Source organism: Pseudomonas sp. GD04058, assembly GCF_029836855.1.
In the GTDB taxonomy this organism is placed as follows: Bacteria; Pseudomonadota; Gammaproteobacteria; order Pseudomonadales; family Pseudomonadaceae; genus Aquipseudomonas; species Aquipseudomonas bharatica.
Window position 1 is genome coordinate 52,884 of record NZ_JAOECN010000017.1, and the last position, 14,742, is coordinate 67,625.

Consider the following 14,742-nt stretch of genomic DNA (forward strand, 5'->3'; position numbering starts at 1 on the left):
GAATGGTTCAGGCCAGGGGCACGCCCAGTGGCTGTGGCGCCGGGCGGGCCTTGCCCCAGCGGCGCATGGCGGGTTGCTCGACGAAGGCGAACAGCAGCCAGCCGCCCAGCAGCGACAGGGCGAACGTGGCGATGAGGATCAAGGCGGCGGGGCCGGCAGCGAAGGTCTGGCCGCCGAGCAGGTTGGTCACGCAGGTCATGATCAGCAGGTGGATCATGTAGAAGCCGAACGAGATCTCGCCCAGCCAGACCATCAGCGGATGACGGAACCAGGAGCAGCGGCGGGTCACATCGGCGGCCGCCAGGCTGGTGATCAGCAGGGCGATGGGGATCACGGTGGTCAGCGACAGGCTATAGATGAAGGGCACTTCGCCGGCGACAAAATAGGCCAGCGCCGCCAGCGCCAATGCCGGCGCGACCGGGATCGCCGGCCAGCGCCCGGCCATGAGAATGCGCGCCATCAGCATGCCAAGCACGAACTCGAACAGGCGCAGCGGCGGGAAGTAGTAAGCCAGCCACCACTGTTGGAGGGAGATTGGATACTCGGCGATCTGCGGCGTGGCGCCGACGAACCTGGCGATCGCCCAATGGGTGGCGGCCAGCGCGCCCACGGTCAGGCCCGCGCTCAGCCACAGGCGCTCCTCGCGGACTTTCCACAAGGCCCGCAGCAGGAACGGGAAGGCCAGGTAGAACAGCAGTTCGCAGCACAGCGACCAGGATGGGCCGTTGACGCTGAGGAACACCGACATGTCCGGCACCCAGGCATGCACCAGCAGCAGGTTGGGCAACCAGGCGCCGATGGCCCCCAGCGGCACGGCGAACAGCACCATCGCCAGGACGAAGGTCACCAGGTGGTTGGGGTAGATCTTCACCAGGCGCCGGCGCCAGAACGCCACCAGGGTGTCGTTGCGCCGCGCCGACCAGGTGATCACGAAGCCGCTGAGGACGAAGAAGAACGACACCCCGGTCCAGCCGCCGACGCTGAACAGGCGCTGGAAGCCTGCGATGATGTCGGGGTCGGCGAAGGGGTTGAAACCGATGATCTTGGTCAGGGATGCGTGGAAGAAGAACACCAGGGCCGCGGCGATGAAACGAAACCCGGTGAGGGAATCCAGGCGCGCGTGGGGGTGCTGGTGGTACAGGTGTGAATGCGTCATGAGTCGATACCTTTCATTAAAGATCCGGCGCCGTCGGGGATCGACGGGCCTGGTCAATTCCATGGGGCAGCTAGACGGGGCCACTCAAGCGGCATTCGCAGCAGGACCGGCGGGGCGGCCGGTCCTGTAGTCATGGGCTCCTTGTTTGCAGCGTGCAGGCGGGTGGGGTCAGGCGCCGTAGACGGCGTTGCACAGATCGACGGTGAACTGGCCGAACATGCCTTCGAAGGCGGTGTTGGTGAAGGCCACGACCGACAGTTGCTGCGCCGGATCGACGAACCACGAATGGCCGAAGGCGCCACCCAGGCGCCAGGTGCCGACGGATTCCGGGGTCTGCGCGGCCTGTGGGTCGGTCAGCACGGTGAAGCCCAGGCCAAAGCCGCGGCCGGGCCAGTTGGCCAGTTCCAGTTGGCCGGTCTGCACGCTGCCCAGTTCCTTCACCAGGCTCGCCGGCATCAGGGCGCCGCCGCCCTGGCGCAGGGTTTCGAGCAGGACCAGGAACTCCCCGGCGGTGCCGACCATCCCCGAGCCGCCGGACGCATAGGCGTTGTCATCCAGGACACGGTCGGCGTCCATGCGAATGCCGGCGGTATTTTCGAATACCTCGATCACCTCGACGCCCTGCATGCGCCGTGGCGCCGGCTCGGCATTCAGATAGGCAGCGGTCAGGCGCGAGCGGTCCACCACCTGGAAGCGCGTATCGGTCAGGCCCAGGGGCTTGCTCACCAGTTGCTCGATCGCTTCGGCCAGGCCGGTCTCGGTGACCCGTTCGATCAAGGCACCGAGCACATCGGTAGCGATCGAGTAGCCCCAGTCGGTGCCCGGGCGATACAGCAGCGGCGCGGTGGCCAGGCGGCGGATGTTCTCTTCCAGGCTCAACGGGGCGTTTTCCAGGCCGTCGCAGACCCCGGCGCGGGCATAGGCGCCACCGCCCTGGGCTTCAAGGAAGCCGTAGCCCAGGCCCGCGGTGTGGCTGAGCAACTGGCGCACGGTGATGGCTACGCGCGTGCCGTCGGCCAGGGTCGGCTGGAACTCCGGCAGCCAGCGGGCGATAGGGTCGTCCAGGCCGATACGGCCCTGGGCGACCAGGGCCAGGGCGGCGGCGGAGGTGATCGGCTTGGTTACCGAGGACAGCCGGAACAAGGCGTCGGGACGCATGGCGAGGCCGGCCTCGCGGTCGGCCAGGCCGACGGCCCGGCGGTAGGTGACTTCGCCGCGGCGGGCCACCAGGACCACGGCGCCGACCAGGCGCTGTTCATTGATGGCGCTGTCCAGCGCGGCGTCGATGCGTGCCTGCATCGGGTCGGTGGCGACGGCGTTGGCGAGCTGGATGGTTTGTTTGACGGTCATGTCTGCATTTCCCTGCTGTAGTAGACGGCGCCATGCTAGGGCGCGGACATCTGCGGAAACAGAGGCTAGAATTCCGGACACATCGGACATCGGGTTCCGTAATCAGGAGCCCAGGACTCAAGGACAGAGCGTGGATAACCTCAGTGGTATCTCGGTTTTCGTGCAGGTTGCCGAAACCCGGAGTTTCGTGGCGGCGGGGCGGCAATTGGGCGTTTCATCATCGGCCATCGGCAAGAGCATCGCTCGCCTCGAGCAGCGTCTCGGGGTCAGGCTGTTCCACCGCAGCACCCGCAGCATTAACCTGACTGCCGAGGGCGCGCTGTTTCTCGGGCGCTGCCAGCGTGTGCTGAATGAACTGGAGGCGGCGGAGCTGGAACTGTCCAGCAGTAGCAGCGAGCCGCGGGGCAAGCTGCGGGTCAGCCTGCCGCTGGCCGGGCAGTTCCTGTTCAGCTTGCTGTCCGGCTTCGCCAATCGCTACCCGGACATCCATCTGGAACTGGATTTCAGTGATCGCCTGGTGGACGTGGTAGAGGAGGGCTTCGATGCGGTGATCCGCACCGGCGCCCTCAACGACTCGCGCCTGGTGGCCCGGCGCCTGGGCGCGTTCCGCTTCCTGCTGGTGGGCGCCCCGGGCTATTTCCAGGCCCACGGCGAGCCGCGCTGTGCCGACGACCTTGGCCAGCATGACTGCCTGCTGTACCGCGTGCCCTCCACCGGCAAGCTCGAGCGCTGGCCGCTGCCGGAGCAGGCGCCCAATGGCCCGCAGAACCTGCGCGTGGTGCTGGTGTGCAACAACATCGACATGCTGCTCAACGCGGCGCTGGCCGGGCGCGGCATCGCCTGCCTGCCCGAGTTCTCGGTCAAGGCCGCCCTCGATGCCGGGCAGTTGCAAGCGGTGCTGACCGAAGAAGTGACCCGCACCATCCACTTCAGCGTGCTATGGCCGCCTAGCCGGTTCATTGCGCCGAAGCTGCGGTGTTTTGTGGATTTCATTTCCATGCATATGTGAGGGGGCTGGTGCTGGTCCTTGTGGTGCTGGTGCTGGGTATTAGGTGTTGTTCTCAGGAGTGGTGACTGCGCTTCGCGCTCTGGCTGTTGCTGTTGCTGTTGCTGTTGCTGTTGCTGTTGATCTTGATCTTGATCTTGATCTTGATCTTGATCTTGATCTTGATCTTGATCTTGATCTTGCTTTTGATCTGCCCGCGACTTCAGGAGGCTGAGTGGAGCGCTGATGTAAGGGGTGGAGGGCCATGGATGGCCCGGAAAGCGCCATAGGGCAGGATGCCCGTATGGCGCGGCCCCTGGAATCAGTGCGGAAGGAAGGGACCCGGAGCGAAGCGGAGGGCCGGATGTGGGAGCAAGAGCGTTTTGCCCACTTTTGCGCTTTTCAAAAGTGGGTCGCCGTAAGGGCGAAAAGGTGACTCAGCGTCGCCGGAGCAAACGGATCAACACCCAATACCCCGCACCAACACACCAAAGCCAACCACTTACCGCTCGGTCAAACGAATAATCTGCCTGGCACAAAACGCCCCGGTGAGAATCACCCCGAACAGCCGCAAGGTCTGCATGGCCAAAACCAGGCCGACATCCGCGTGGGTTTCCACCGCGATGATGGCCATGGCATCCAGCCCGCCGGGGCTGGTGGCCAGGTACATGGACAGGAAATCGGTCCCGGCGACACGGGCGAGCAACCATGCGCAGCCCGCGCAGAGGAGGATCAGCACCAGCGCGCCGCTGATCATCGCCGGCAGGCGTTTGCCCACGTAGCCCAGGGTCTGGCGGTCGAAGCGCAGGCCGATGTAGCAACCGATGGCACCGTAGGCGAAGGCCAGCAGCCATTCGGGCATTTCGATCACCAGCACGCCGCCCAGCTGCAACGCGCCGCCGAGCAGCAGCGGCATGAGCAGGGCGCCGGCGGGCATGCGGTTGCCGAGGGTGATGCCCAGCAGGATCACCAGCAGGCCCAGGGCCAGGTTGACCGGGTCCGGATCGCTGACCCGCGCCGCAGCCACCAGCCCCTCGGCCGGGGACACGCCCAGGGCATGGCTGACCAGCGAACCGACCATCACCACGCACACCACCCGCACGTACTGCATGGTCGCCACCACCCGCCCGTCGGCACCGTATTCCTCGGCCATCGACACCATCGCCGAGGCGGCGCCCGGCGCCGTGCCCCAGGCCGCGGTACTGCCGGGAATCCCGCCGAAACGTACGGTGCCCAGGCCGACCAGGGCGCTCAGCACCACCGTCACCAGGGTGGCGAACAGCATCAACGGCCAGGCCTGGGCCAGCGACACCAGCACCGCCCAGGTCACCGAGTGGGCGACCAGCAGCCCGACGCAGCCCTGGCCGAAGCGGAACACCTGGCGATGCAGGTGCAGGTTGGCGCCGCTGACGCCGAACACGATGGCCACCAGCATGGGGCCGAGGAACAGCCCGGCGGGCACCGACAACGCGTGGAGCAACTGGCCCGTAGCGCCGGCGCTCAGCGCCAGCATCAGCCAGCGCAGCCAGGAAGGTCGGGGTGGGCGCTCCAGAGTGGGGGAAGGCAAGGTCGAAGGTCTCCTGCAGGTGGGACAGCGACCGGAACGCAGCCCGGCCGGCAGGAAAATTATCGACGTCGCCAATCATCAAGTCTATTTTCTACTTTCGATCAATCGATAACTGAAATTCATGAATCATGGACCTTCGCGACCTTAAGTATTTCGCCACCATCGCCGAGCTCGGCCATCTCGGCAAGGCGGCGGAGAAGCTCAACCGCAGCCAGCCGGCCTTGAGCAAGAGCATCCAGCGCCTGGAGGAGTCCCTCGGTGCACGGCTGTTCAAGCGCGACGGTCGGCGCATCAGGCTGACCGATGTCGGCGAACTGTTGTTGGCGCGGGGGCGGCAATTGCAGATGAGCATCGCCGAGACCGAGCGCGAGATCCGTGATTTCGCCGGCGGCCTGACCGGCACCCTGCGCCTGGGCTGCGCGGCGAGCATGGCCGAATACCTGCTGCCGCAGCTCACTGCCGCGTTGCTGGAGCGGGCGCCGGAACTGGTGGTGAAGCTGTCGATCGCTCAGGATGACGTGCTCAGGGAATCGCTGCGCGCAGACCGGCTGGATGTGATCATTTGCCCTTTGGTTACGGATGATGAGCACTTCGTCTCCTACCCCGTACTCGAGGATGAAATGGTCGTCGTGGCCAGCGTCGATCATCCGCTGTGGGACGCGCCGATCCAGATGAAGGACCTGTGCCGCTACCGCTGGGTGCTTGGCGGGCCTACCGTCAGTGCCAGGCGCTGGATCGACAATGCCTTCATCGCCCAGCAGTTGCCGGTGCCGCAGGTGCAGGTCGAGACCAACTCGATTTCCCTGTTGCCGCGGCTGATCGCCCGGACCCGGCTGCTGAGCTTCGTCGCCCGCGAAATTCTCGAACATGGACAAGGCATGTCGCGGCTGCGCGAGGTGCCGCTGGCGCAGACCACCATGCAGCGTTCCATCGGTATTTCCCTGGCGGCGGGCCGCTATGTTCCGCCGGCGGCGGCAGCGCTGGTGGAGTTGCTGAAGGCAGACGGGCGGCGGTTTTTCGGTGAGGCGTGAGGCTATTGTGGCCTTTCGGTGTAGGCATGGGTGTTTACTGCGAGGTGCCCGTCTGAGAGCCCCGTTATGGCCACCAGGCGCATGCCGGAAGATCTTCAGCGCCCTTGAGATCGAGCGCCGCCCGCGCGGCGCATCGCTGGCAAGCCAGCTCCCACATTTGCTGCAACGTGCCTATGTCTGTCAGGCCATGGTTGACCGCCTTGTTCGGACGACGCGATACCGCGTTGAGCCCAACAGCCTCCCCGCACTAGATCGTCGACCATCCAAAGGCTGCCAACGGAGATCTCACAGGCCATGGCACGTTGCAGCAAATGTGGGAGCTGGCTTGCCAGCGATGCGCCGCGCGGGCGGCGCTCGATCTCGAGGACGCTGAAGATCTGTCGGCATGCGCCTGGTGGCCATAACGCGGTTCTCAGGCGGTATAGGCGGGGCGGACTCACCGCTCCCGCCATTTCTCCAGCAGGATCGCCACGAATTTCTCCGCCGCCGGCGACAGCGACGCACCGCGGCGATAGACCAGGCCCAGGGTGCGGGTCACCTCCGGCTCGGCCAGCGGGATGCTGACCAGGGTCGGGTGATCGGCATCCGGCATTGCCAGGCTGGGCATGGCGGACACCCCCAGTCCGGCCTCGACCATGCCCAGCGATGTGGACAGGTGCTGCACCTCATAGAACCACTTAGGCCTGATGTTCAGGCCGCTCAAGGCATGGTCGAGGAGCATGCGGTTGCCGCTGAGGCGGCCCACGCCGATCAGCCGGTAGGGCGCCAGCTCCGACCAGGTCAGGGCCTTGCGCTCGGCCAGTTCGTGGTCGCGACGGCAGGCCAGGACGAACTTCTCCTCCACCAGCGGTACGAATTCGATGTCGGCGTGCTGGCCGCTCATCATGTTGATGCCGAAGTCCGCTTCGCCGCGCAGTACCGCCTCCAGCCCGTCGTTGGCACTGAGGTCGAGCAGGCGGATACGAATCTTCGGGTATTGCTCGTTATATTGGCCGATCACCGACGGCAGGAAATAGAAGGCCGCGGTCGGAATGCAGGCCAGGGTGACCTGGCCGCTCTGGCGCTCGGCCAGTTCGCGGATGCTGAGGATCGAGTCTTCGAAGTCGTCGAGCAGGCGCCGGGCCTTGGGCAGGAAGTCACGTCCGACGCTGGTCAGCCCGACCCGACGGGTGGTGCGTTCGAGCAGGGGCGTGCCCAGGCCTTCCTCCAGTTTCTTGATACGCCGGCTTAGGGCCGGCTGCGACAGGTGCAATGCTTCCGCAGCCTCGTGGAAGCTGCCAAGTTCGGCGATTTTGACGAAAGATCTCAGATCTTGAAGCTCGTATTCCATCGAGAAGGGCCTTGTTCGAGGTACCTGTGATTAATGTTTGAAGTGCAATAATCCGGACGATCTTTGCATTGGATTGATCTATCCAAGCCTGTCACTCTTGTTCGCACAGCATCAATTGTGTCGATTGATAAACGAGAGTCAGTAGTCATGCAACGTATTCCTTGTGTGCTCATGCGCGGCGGTACCTCGAAAGGCCCGATCTTCCATGCCTGGGATCTGCCGGCGAACGTGGTTGAGCGCGACGAAGTCCTGCTCAACCTGATGGGCTCGGGCCACGAGCTGGAAATCGACGGGATCGGCGGCGGTAGCCCGCAGACCAGCAAGGTCGCGATCGTCAGCCCGTCGCTGCATGCCGATGCCGACGTCGATTACCTGTTCGTCCAGGTCATGGTGGCACAGCGTCGGGTCGATACGGCTCCGAACTGCGGCAACATGCTCTGCGCGGTCGGGCCCTTCGCCATCGAGCAGGGCCTGGTCAAGGGCCAGGAAGGACGAACGCTGGTGCGCATCCGTAACCTGAACACCGGTACCTTCGTCAATTCGCTGGTGGAAACCCCGGGCGGCATCGTTCGCTACGAGGGCCGTACCGCCATCGATGGCGTGCCGGGCACCGCCGCGCCGATCCACCTGACCTTCCTCGATGCGGTCGGCAGCAAGACCGGCAAGCTGTTCCCGACCGGCAAGCCGCGCGACGTGATCGATGGCGTTCCGGTGACCTGCATCGACATGGCCATGCCGATGATGATCGTCGATGCCACCCAACTGGGTGTCACCGGCTCGGAAACCCCGGCAGACCTGGACGCCAACACTGCCTTGCTCGAGCGCCTGGAAGCGCTGCGGCTCAAGGCGGGCCGGGCGATGGGCCTGGGCGATGTCAGCAATATGGTCATTCCCAAGCCGGTACTGATTTCGCCACCGCGCCAGGACGGCACGCTGCAGGTGCGCTACTTCATGCCCCACAACTGTCATCGTGCATTGGCGATCACCGGTGCCATCGGGCTGGCGACTGCCTGCGTCAGCCCGGGCACGGTGACCATGGACATGCTCGGCGACAGCGCCGCGGAACTGACCGAGGTGCGCCTGGAACATCCGGGTGGCGGCATCGATATCGCACTGTCGCGCAGCGGTCCGGACGGCAAGACCATCCAGGCCTCCGTGGTACGTACCGCCCGACGATTGTTCTCCGGTTTCGTCTACGCACCTGCCTCGCGACGACTTGCCGGCTGATACTTGTAGCAAACAGTCACAACAGCGCATCCGCACAAATTCAAGAATGGGTGATGCCTCATGAAACTCGCAAAATCGCTGTACTTCCAGATCATCTGCGCCGTCCTGCTCGGCGTCCTGGTCGGCCATATCTGGGGGCAGCAGGCAATCGCCCTGAAACCCCTGGGTGACGCCTTCATCAAGCTGATCAAGATGATGATCGCCCCCGTGGTGTTCTGCACCATCGTCACCGGTATCGCCGGGATGACCGACAAGAGCAGCCTGGGCCGCCTGATGAGCAAGACCCTGCTGCTGTTCCTGGTGCTGACGGTGATCAGCCTGGCCATCGGCCTGGCCGCGGTCCATCTGTTCAAGCCCGGCGTGGGCATGAACATCGACCCGTCCACCCTGAGCATGGCGGGCCTTAGCCAGTACACCGATTCAGCGGCGAAGCTGGGCGTGGTGGACTTCTTCATGCACATCATCCCCGAGACCTTCGTCGGCGCCTTCAACAAGGGCGAGGTGCTGCCGGTGCTGTTCATCGCCGTGCTCTGCGGTTTCGCCCTGTCTGCCATGGGCGAGCGCGGCCGGCCGGTGCTGGATGTGCTGGAAGCGGTTTCGCAGATGGTGTTCCGCATCTTCGGCTACCTGATGCGCTTCGCTCCGGTCGGTGCCTTCGGCGCGCTGGCGTTCACCGTCGGCCAGTACGGCATCACCTCGCTGGGCTCGCTGGCCAAGCTGGTGATGACCCTGTACATCGCCTGTGCCTTCTTCGTCATCGTGGTGCTGGGCGCAGTGTGTCGCTTCCATGGCTTCAGCCTGTGGAAGCTGCTGCGCTACTTCCGCGAAGAGTTCCTCGTGGTCCTTGGCACCTCGTCCACCGAGCCGGTGCTGCCGCGGATGATCGAGAAGCTCGAAGGCCTGGGCTGCCGCAAGGGCGTGGTCGGGCTGGTGCTGCCGACCGGCTACTCCTTCAACCTCGATGGCACGGCGATCTACCTGTCGCTGGCCGCGGTGTTCATCGCCCAGGCCTGCAATATCGAACTGGGCCTGGGCCAGACCCTGACCATGCTGGCGATCATGCTGCTGTCGTCCAAGGGCGCGGCAGGGGTCACCGGCAGCGGCTTCGTCGCGCTGGCTTCGACCCTGACTGTCATCCACGACATCCCGCTCGCCGGCCTGGCCCTGCTGATCGGCATCGACCGCTTCATGTCCGAGGCCCGCGCCCTGACCAGCCTGGCCAGCAACGCGGTTGCCACCGTGGTCATGTCGCTGTCGGAAAAGGCCTGTGACCGCGAGGTGCTGATGCGTGCCTTGGAGGAGGGGCACCAGGCGCCTGTCGCCGAACCCGGCGAGCAGTCGGTGACCTGGACTGCCGAGCAGCCCCAGCGCCACAGCTGATCCATACCGCGTTACCCCGATACAACACTCCGACATCCCTGTCCGGCAGTCATACTGCCGGGTAGCGGATACGGCTGCCTTCACAATAAAAACAAGAGTGAATCCTATGCTCGCATTGCTTGGTTTGATCATGGTGGTGACCTTTACCTACCTGATCATGAGTAAACGTCTTTCCCCGATCGTTGCCCTGACGGTGGTACCGATCGTCTTCGCCCTGATCGGCGGCTTCGCCCCGGACCTGGGCAAGATGATGCTCGACGGCCTGAAGATGGTCGCGCCGTCCGCCGCGCTGCTGCTCTTCGCCATCCTGTTCTTCGGCCTGATGATCGATGCCGGCCTGTTCGATCCGCTGATCCGCAAGATCCTCAAGCGGGTCAACGGCGACCCGATCAAGATCGCCATCGGTACCGCGCTGCTGTCGCTGCTGGTGGCCCTGGACGGTGACGGCACCACCACCTACATGATCACCTGTGCGGCGATGCTGCCGCTGTACAAGCGCATCGGCATGAACCCGATGATCCTGGCGACCATTTCCATGCTCTCGCTGAGCATCATGAGCGGCATGAGCCCTTGGGGGGGGCCGGCGACCCGGGCGATCGCAGCCCTGGGCCTGGACGCCACCGAGTACTTCATCCCGATGCTGCCGACCATGATCGGCGGTGCGGCGTGGGTGGTCTTCACCGCCTTCCTGCTGGGCCGGGTGGAGCGCAAGCGCATCGGCAACATCAAGCTCGAGTCCGGCGGCGGCAACTGCTACATCAAGGCGATCCTCGAAGATACCCCTTACAAGCGCCCGCGCCTGGCCTACGTCAACCTGCTGCTGGTGATCGTGGTGATGGTCGCCCTGGTGATGGGCCTGATGCACGCGGCGATCCTGTTCATGATCGGCTTCGTTGCGGCCCTGATGATCAACTACCCGCAGCTGGAACTGCAGAAAGAGCGGATCCTTGCCCATTCCGGCAACGCCATGACCGTGGTCCTGCTGGTGTTCGCCGCCGGTATCTTCGCCGGGATCTTCTCGGGCACCAAGATGGTCGATGCCCTGGCCCAGACCCTGGTTGCCTGGATTCCGGACGCCTGGGGCCACTGGTTCCCGCTGGTGGTGGCGCTGACCAGCATGCCGCTGACCTTCGTGCTGTCCAACGACGCCTACTACTTCGGCGTGGTACCGATCCTGGCCAACGCTGCCGCGGCCTACGGTATCGACCCGATCGAAATCGCCCGCGCCTCGGTGCTCGGCCAGCCGGTGCACTTGATGAGCCCGCTGGTGGCCTCGACCCTGCTGCTGGTGGGCATGGTCGATCGCGATATCGGCGATTTCCAGAAGGCCACGGTGAAATGGGCGGTGCTGACCTCCCTGGTGATCACTGTACTGGCCGTGCTTACCGGCGCCATTTCGTTCTTCGTCTGAAAACACCCAATAAAAATAAACCGAGTTTTCATCATGACCCGTATCTACAGTCGTGCGGCCGCCTGCGGCCTGTGTTTCTGCTACCTGCCTGGTGTCGGCGCCGCAGGCTTCATCGAAGATAGCAAGCTCAAGCTGCAATTGCGCAATGTCTATTTCAACGAAAACTTCCGTGACGAGCAGGGCATGAGCGCCCGCGCCGCGGCCACCGCCAAAAGCGAGCGGGTCGAGTGGGCCCAGGGCTTCCTGCTCGATTACCAGTCCGGGTTCACCCAGGGCACCTTGGGCTTCGGGGTCGATGCCCTGGGCCTGGTCGGTGTGCGCCTCGACTCGGGCAAGGGCCGCAGCGGCACCGGCCTGCTGCCGGTGCATGACGATGGCCGCGCGGCCGACGAATTCGCCAGTGCCGGGGCGACGGCCAAGGTCCGCCTCGGCCAGACGGTGCTGCGCCACGGCACCCAGTTGCCGAAGAACCCGTTGCTGGTCTACAACGACGCCAGGTTGTTGCCGCAGACCTACCAGGGCACCGAACTGGTGAGCAAGGACATCGCCGGCCTGACCCTGACCGCCGGCCACCTGGGCCGCTTCAAGCTGCGTGATTCCACCGACAGTGTCGGCCTGTTCCTCGATGGCTACAGCGGCGGCGCCTCCGGCGATTTCAACTACGCCGGTGCCGACTACGCCTTCAGCAAGCAACTGCGCCTGAGCTATTTCCACGGCGAGCTGCAGAACTTCTATCGCCAGGACTTCGCCGGTATCCAGCACGACCTGCCGCTGGCCGGCGGCGTGCTGACCAGCGACCTGCGCTACTTCAAGAGCCAGGACAGCGGCGCAGCCCATGGCGGCAAGATCGACAACGACATGCTTAGCGGGCAGTTGTCCTACGCCCACTCCGGGCACACAGTCGGGGCCGGCTACCAGGTGCTCCAGGGTGACGCCGGCCTGCCATATATCAGCGGCGCCACCGTGTATTCCTTCAGTAACGTGGGTATCGGCAAGTTCATCGAGGAAGACGAAAAGACCTGGATGGCCAGCTACGCCTACAACTTCGCTGCCGCCGGGATCCCCGGCCTGACCTTCATGGCCCGCTACCTCAGCGGTGACAACGACCATTCCGGCAGCGCCAGCCGCCAGGAATGGGAGCGCGACATGGAACTGGCCTACGTGGTGCAGTCGGGTACCTTCAAGGGCCTGGGCGTCAAGGCGCGCAACTACGTGTACCGCTCCGACTATTCCCGCGGTCGCGACAGCAACCGGATCTACCTCACCTACGACATTGCGATCTGGTAGCGGATCGTTCAAGGACGCACGGATATGTTCAGCTGGCTTGCCAACCTCCCAGTCGCCCGGAAGCTGATGATCGGCTTCGGTCTGTTATGCCTGATGAGCGTGCTGATCTTCGGCGCCGGCCGGCATGCGATCGACAGCCTTTCCTATCGCATGGACCGGATGAGCGCCGTGAATCGGCTGATGGACGATTTCTCGAAATTGCGCCAGGAGCGCAGCGCGTTCGTCGAGAGCGAAGGAGGCGGGCAAGCGGCCAACGAGCTGAAGGAGAAGATCCGGCAGGTCGCCAGCAACCTGGAAGCACTGGGTGATTTTTTCACCCAGGAGCAGAACAGGCAGCGAATCGAGGAAATGGCCCGGCACCTTGCCGCTTACCAGGCAAACATCGGTGAGCTGGAAAAGGCCTACCGGCAGATAGAGGAGGCGCGGGCCACCCGGCGCCTCAGCGGCGACCAGGCCTTGAAAGGCCTGGACCAGCTGGATGCGTTCCTGGCGGGCGAAGGCTACTCCAGCGAACGCCGCCTCGAACTGTACAAGGCGATCAAGGACGTGCAGATGCAGTTCCTCTATGCACGTTTCGAGACCCGCGCCTACACCTACGGCGCCAATCCCAAGCAGTACTCCGCGGCAACCGGCGCCATCGATGCGGCGCTCGCCAGCCTGGCCCCGGTACGCGAAGTCCTGGGAAACACGGATGCCACGCTTTTCAACGAACTTGAACGCGCCATGCGCACCTACCGGCAGTCGCTGGACAGTCATCAATCGGCCCTGGCCCAGGCCAGCGCCATAACCCAGCAAGTACAGAATGACGGCGATGCGCTGGTGCGCATCAGCCAGGAACTCTACGACCACCAGATGCAACTGCGCGAGGAGGATACCCGCGAGGCGGCGTGGACGCTGACCAGTGGCCTGGTCCTGGCGCTGGTCTTCGGCGTGCTGGGGGCATTGCTCATTACCCGGCAGATCGTGCCGCCCCTGCGCAGCGCTTTGCACAATGTGCAGCGCATCGCCAGTGGCGACCTGAGCCACCAGGCGCTGGTGCAGCGCACGGATGAAATCGGCCAGTTGCAAACGGCCCTGCAGCGCATGACCGATAGCCTGAGGGGGCTGATCGGGCACATCGGCGAGGGGGCATCGCGTATCGGCAGCGCCACCGGGGAACTGGCGGCGATTACCCGGCAGACCGCCGCCAGCGCCAACGAGCAGAAGCTGGAAACCGAACAGGTGGCCACGGCCATGCACGAAATGACCACCTCGATCCAGGACGTGGCGCGCAACGCCGTGGAAACGGCGCGCAGCGTAGACCAGGCGGCAGAGGAGGCCACCAGCGGTGCACAGGTGGTTGCCGGTGCGGTGGTGCAGATCGAATCCCTGGCCAGGGAAGTGGAACTGACCGGTGAAGCGGTCGGCAGCCTGGCGCGGGAGAGCAGCCGGATTGGCGGCATGCTCGATGTGATCAAGGCGGTGGCCGAGCAAACCAACCTGCTGGCCCTGAACGCAGCGATCGAGGCGGCCCGGGCCGGCGAAGCAGGGCGCGGTTTCGCGGTGGTCGCCGATGAAGTCCGCGGCCTTGCCCAGCGCACCCAGCAATCGACCGAAGACATCGAAGTGCTGATCGCCGCCCTGCAGCAGGGCACCCATCAGGCGGTGCAACGCATGGAGGCCAGCCGCGACCTGACCGGCGAAAGCGTCAGGCTGGCGCGTGACGCCGGCCAGGCGCTGGGCAGGATTACCATTCGCATGAGCGGCATCCAGGGCATGACCCAGCAGATCGCCACGGCGGCCGAGCAGCAGGGCGCGGTCGCCGAGGAAATCAACCGCAGCGTGCTCAGCGTACGCAACATCGCCGACCAGGCCCATGCCGCAAGCGGGCAGGTCAGCGCGGCCAGTGTCGAGATGGCCGGGCTGGGCGAGGTCTTGAACGACCAGGTGCAACGCTTCCGGCTGTGAAGGCTTTCGCGCCTGCCTGTCGATTTGTCGCGCCGGATGGGGTATCAGTAGGGCAACCGCCGCCATGTGCG

The 14,742-nt window shown here is 64.7% G+C and carries 12 protein-coding genes; 8 read left to right on the plus strand and 4 right to left on the minus strand.

Annotated elements, in window-relative coordinates; genetic code table 11:
• Positions 1–7: 7 nt before the first annotated feature.
• The gene (locus N7650_RS15775) at positions 8–1,156 is read right to left on the minus strand and encodes an acyltransferase (RefSeq protein ID WP_279899026.1); all 1,149 of its coding nucleotides are present in this window, start codon (positions 1,154–1,156) and stop codon (positions 8–10) included.
• Between the two features lie 168 nt (positions 1,157–1,324).
• The gene (locus N7650_RS15780) at positions 1,325–2,506 is read right to left on the minus strand and encodes a serine hydrolase domain-containing protein (RefSeq protein ID WP_009404635.1); all 1,182 of its coding nucleotides are present in this window, start codon (positions 2,504–2,506) and stop codon (positions 1,325–1,327) included.
• Between the two features lie 130 nt (positions 2,507–2,636).
• Here N7650_RS15780 and N7650_RS15785 point away from each other — a divergent pair, with 130 nt between their 5' ends.
• Positions 2,637–3,515 carry a LysR family transcriptional regulator gene (locus N7650_RS15785; protein ID WP_064302905.1) on the plus strand — a complete coding sequence of 293 codons (879 nt, stop codon included), beginning with the start codon at positions 2,637–2,639 and terminating at the stop codon, positions 3,513–3,515.
• A gap of 61 nt (positions 3,516–3,576) precedes the next feature.
• Complete coding sequence (locus N7650_RS15790) at positions 3,577–3,726, plus strand: hypothetical protein (protein WP_279899029.1); 150 nt, start codon at positions 3,577–3,579, stop codon at positions 3,724–3,726.
• A gap of 267 nt (positions 3,727–3,993) precedes the next feature.
• Here N7650_RS15790 and N7650_RS15795 read toward each other — a convergent pair whose 3' ends face one another.
• Positions 3,994–5,004: an AbrB family transcriptional regulator gene (locus tag N7650_RS15795; protein WP_009400288.1), complete on the minus strand. Its 1,011-nt coding sequence runs from the start codon at positions 5,002–5,004 to the stop codon at positions 3,994–3,996.
• Positions 5,005–5,186: 182 nt separating this feature from the next.
• On the opposite strand from N7650_RS15795, the gene N7650_RS15800 reads away from it, so the two are divergent.
• On the plus strand, positions 5,187–6,089 hold the full coding sequence (locus tag N7650_RS15800; protein WP_009400286.1) for a LysR substrate-binding domain-containing protein: 903 nt from the start codon (positions 5,187–5,189) through the stop codon (positions 6,087–6,089).
• Positions 6,090–6,525: 436 nt separating this feature from the next.
• Here the strand turns inward: N7650_RS15800 and N7650_RS15805 are convergent, their stop codons facing one another.
• Complete coding sequence (locus tag N7650_RS15805; RefSeq protein ID WP_009407939.1) at positions 6,526–7,419, minus strand: LysR family transcriptional regulator; 894 nt, start codon at positions 7,417–7,419, stop codon at positions 6,526–6,528.
• A gap of 147 nt (positions 7,420–7,566) precedes the next feature.
• On the opposite strand from N7650_RS15805, the gene N7650_RS15810 reads away from it, so the two are divergent.
• The 5 genes from N7650_RS15810 (at position 7,567) to N7650_RS15830 (ending at position 14,671) form a co-directional block, all read left to right on the plus strand.
• The gene (locus N7650_RS15810) at positions 7,567–8,646 is read left to right on the plus strand and encodes a 4-oxalomesaconate tautomerase (RefSeq protein ID WP_081263226.1); all 1,080 of its coding nucleotides are present in this window, start codon (positions 7,567–7,569) and stop codon (positions 8,644–8,646) included.
• A 60-nt stretch (positions 8,647–8,706) separates the two neighbouring features.
• Positions 8,707–10,026 (plus strand): C4-dicarboxylate transporter DctA, encoded by a 1,320-nt coding sequence (gene dctA / locus N7650_RS15815; protein ID WP_279899032.1) that lies wholly within the window; start codon positions 8,707–8,709, stop codon positions 10,024–10,026.
• A 106-nt stretch (positions 10,027–10,132) separates the two neighbouring features.
• Positions 10,133–11,437, plus strand: a complete 1,305-nt coding sequence (locus tag N7650_RS15820; protein WP_279899033.1) for a citrate:proton symporter — start codon at positions 10,133–10,135, stop codon at positions 11,435–11,437.
• A 33-nt stretch (positions 11,438–11,470) separates the two neighbouring features.
• The gene (locus N7650_RS15825) at positions 11,471–12,724 is read left to right on the plus strand and encodes an OprD family porin (protein ID WP_279899035.1); all 1,254 of its coding nucleotides are present in this window, start codon (positions 11,471–11,473) and stop codon (positions 12,722–12,724) included.
• Positions 12,725–12,748: 24 nt separating this feature from the next.
• Complete coding sequence (locus tag N7650_RS15830) at positions 12,749–14,671, plus strand: methyl-accepting chemotaxis protein (protein ID WP_279899036.1); 1,923 nt, start codon at positions 12,749–12,751, stop codon at positions 14,669–14,671.
• Positions 14,672–14,742 lie beyond the last annotated feature (71 nt).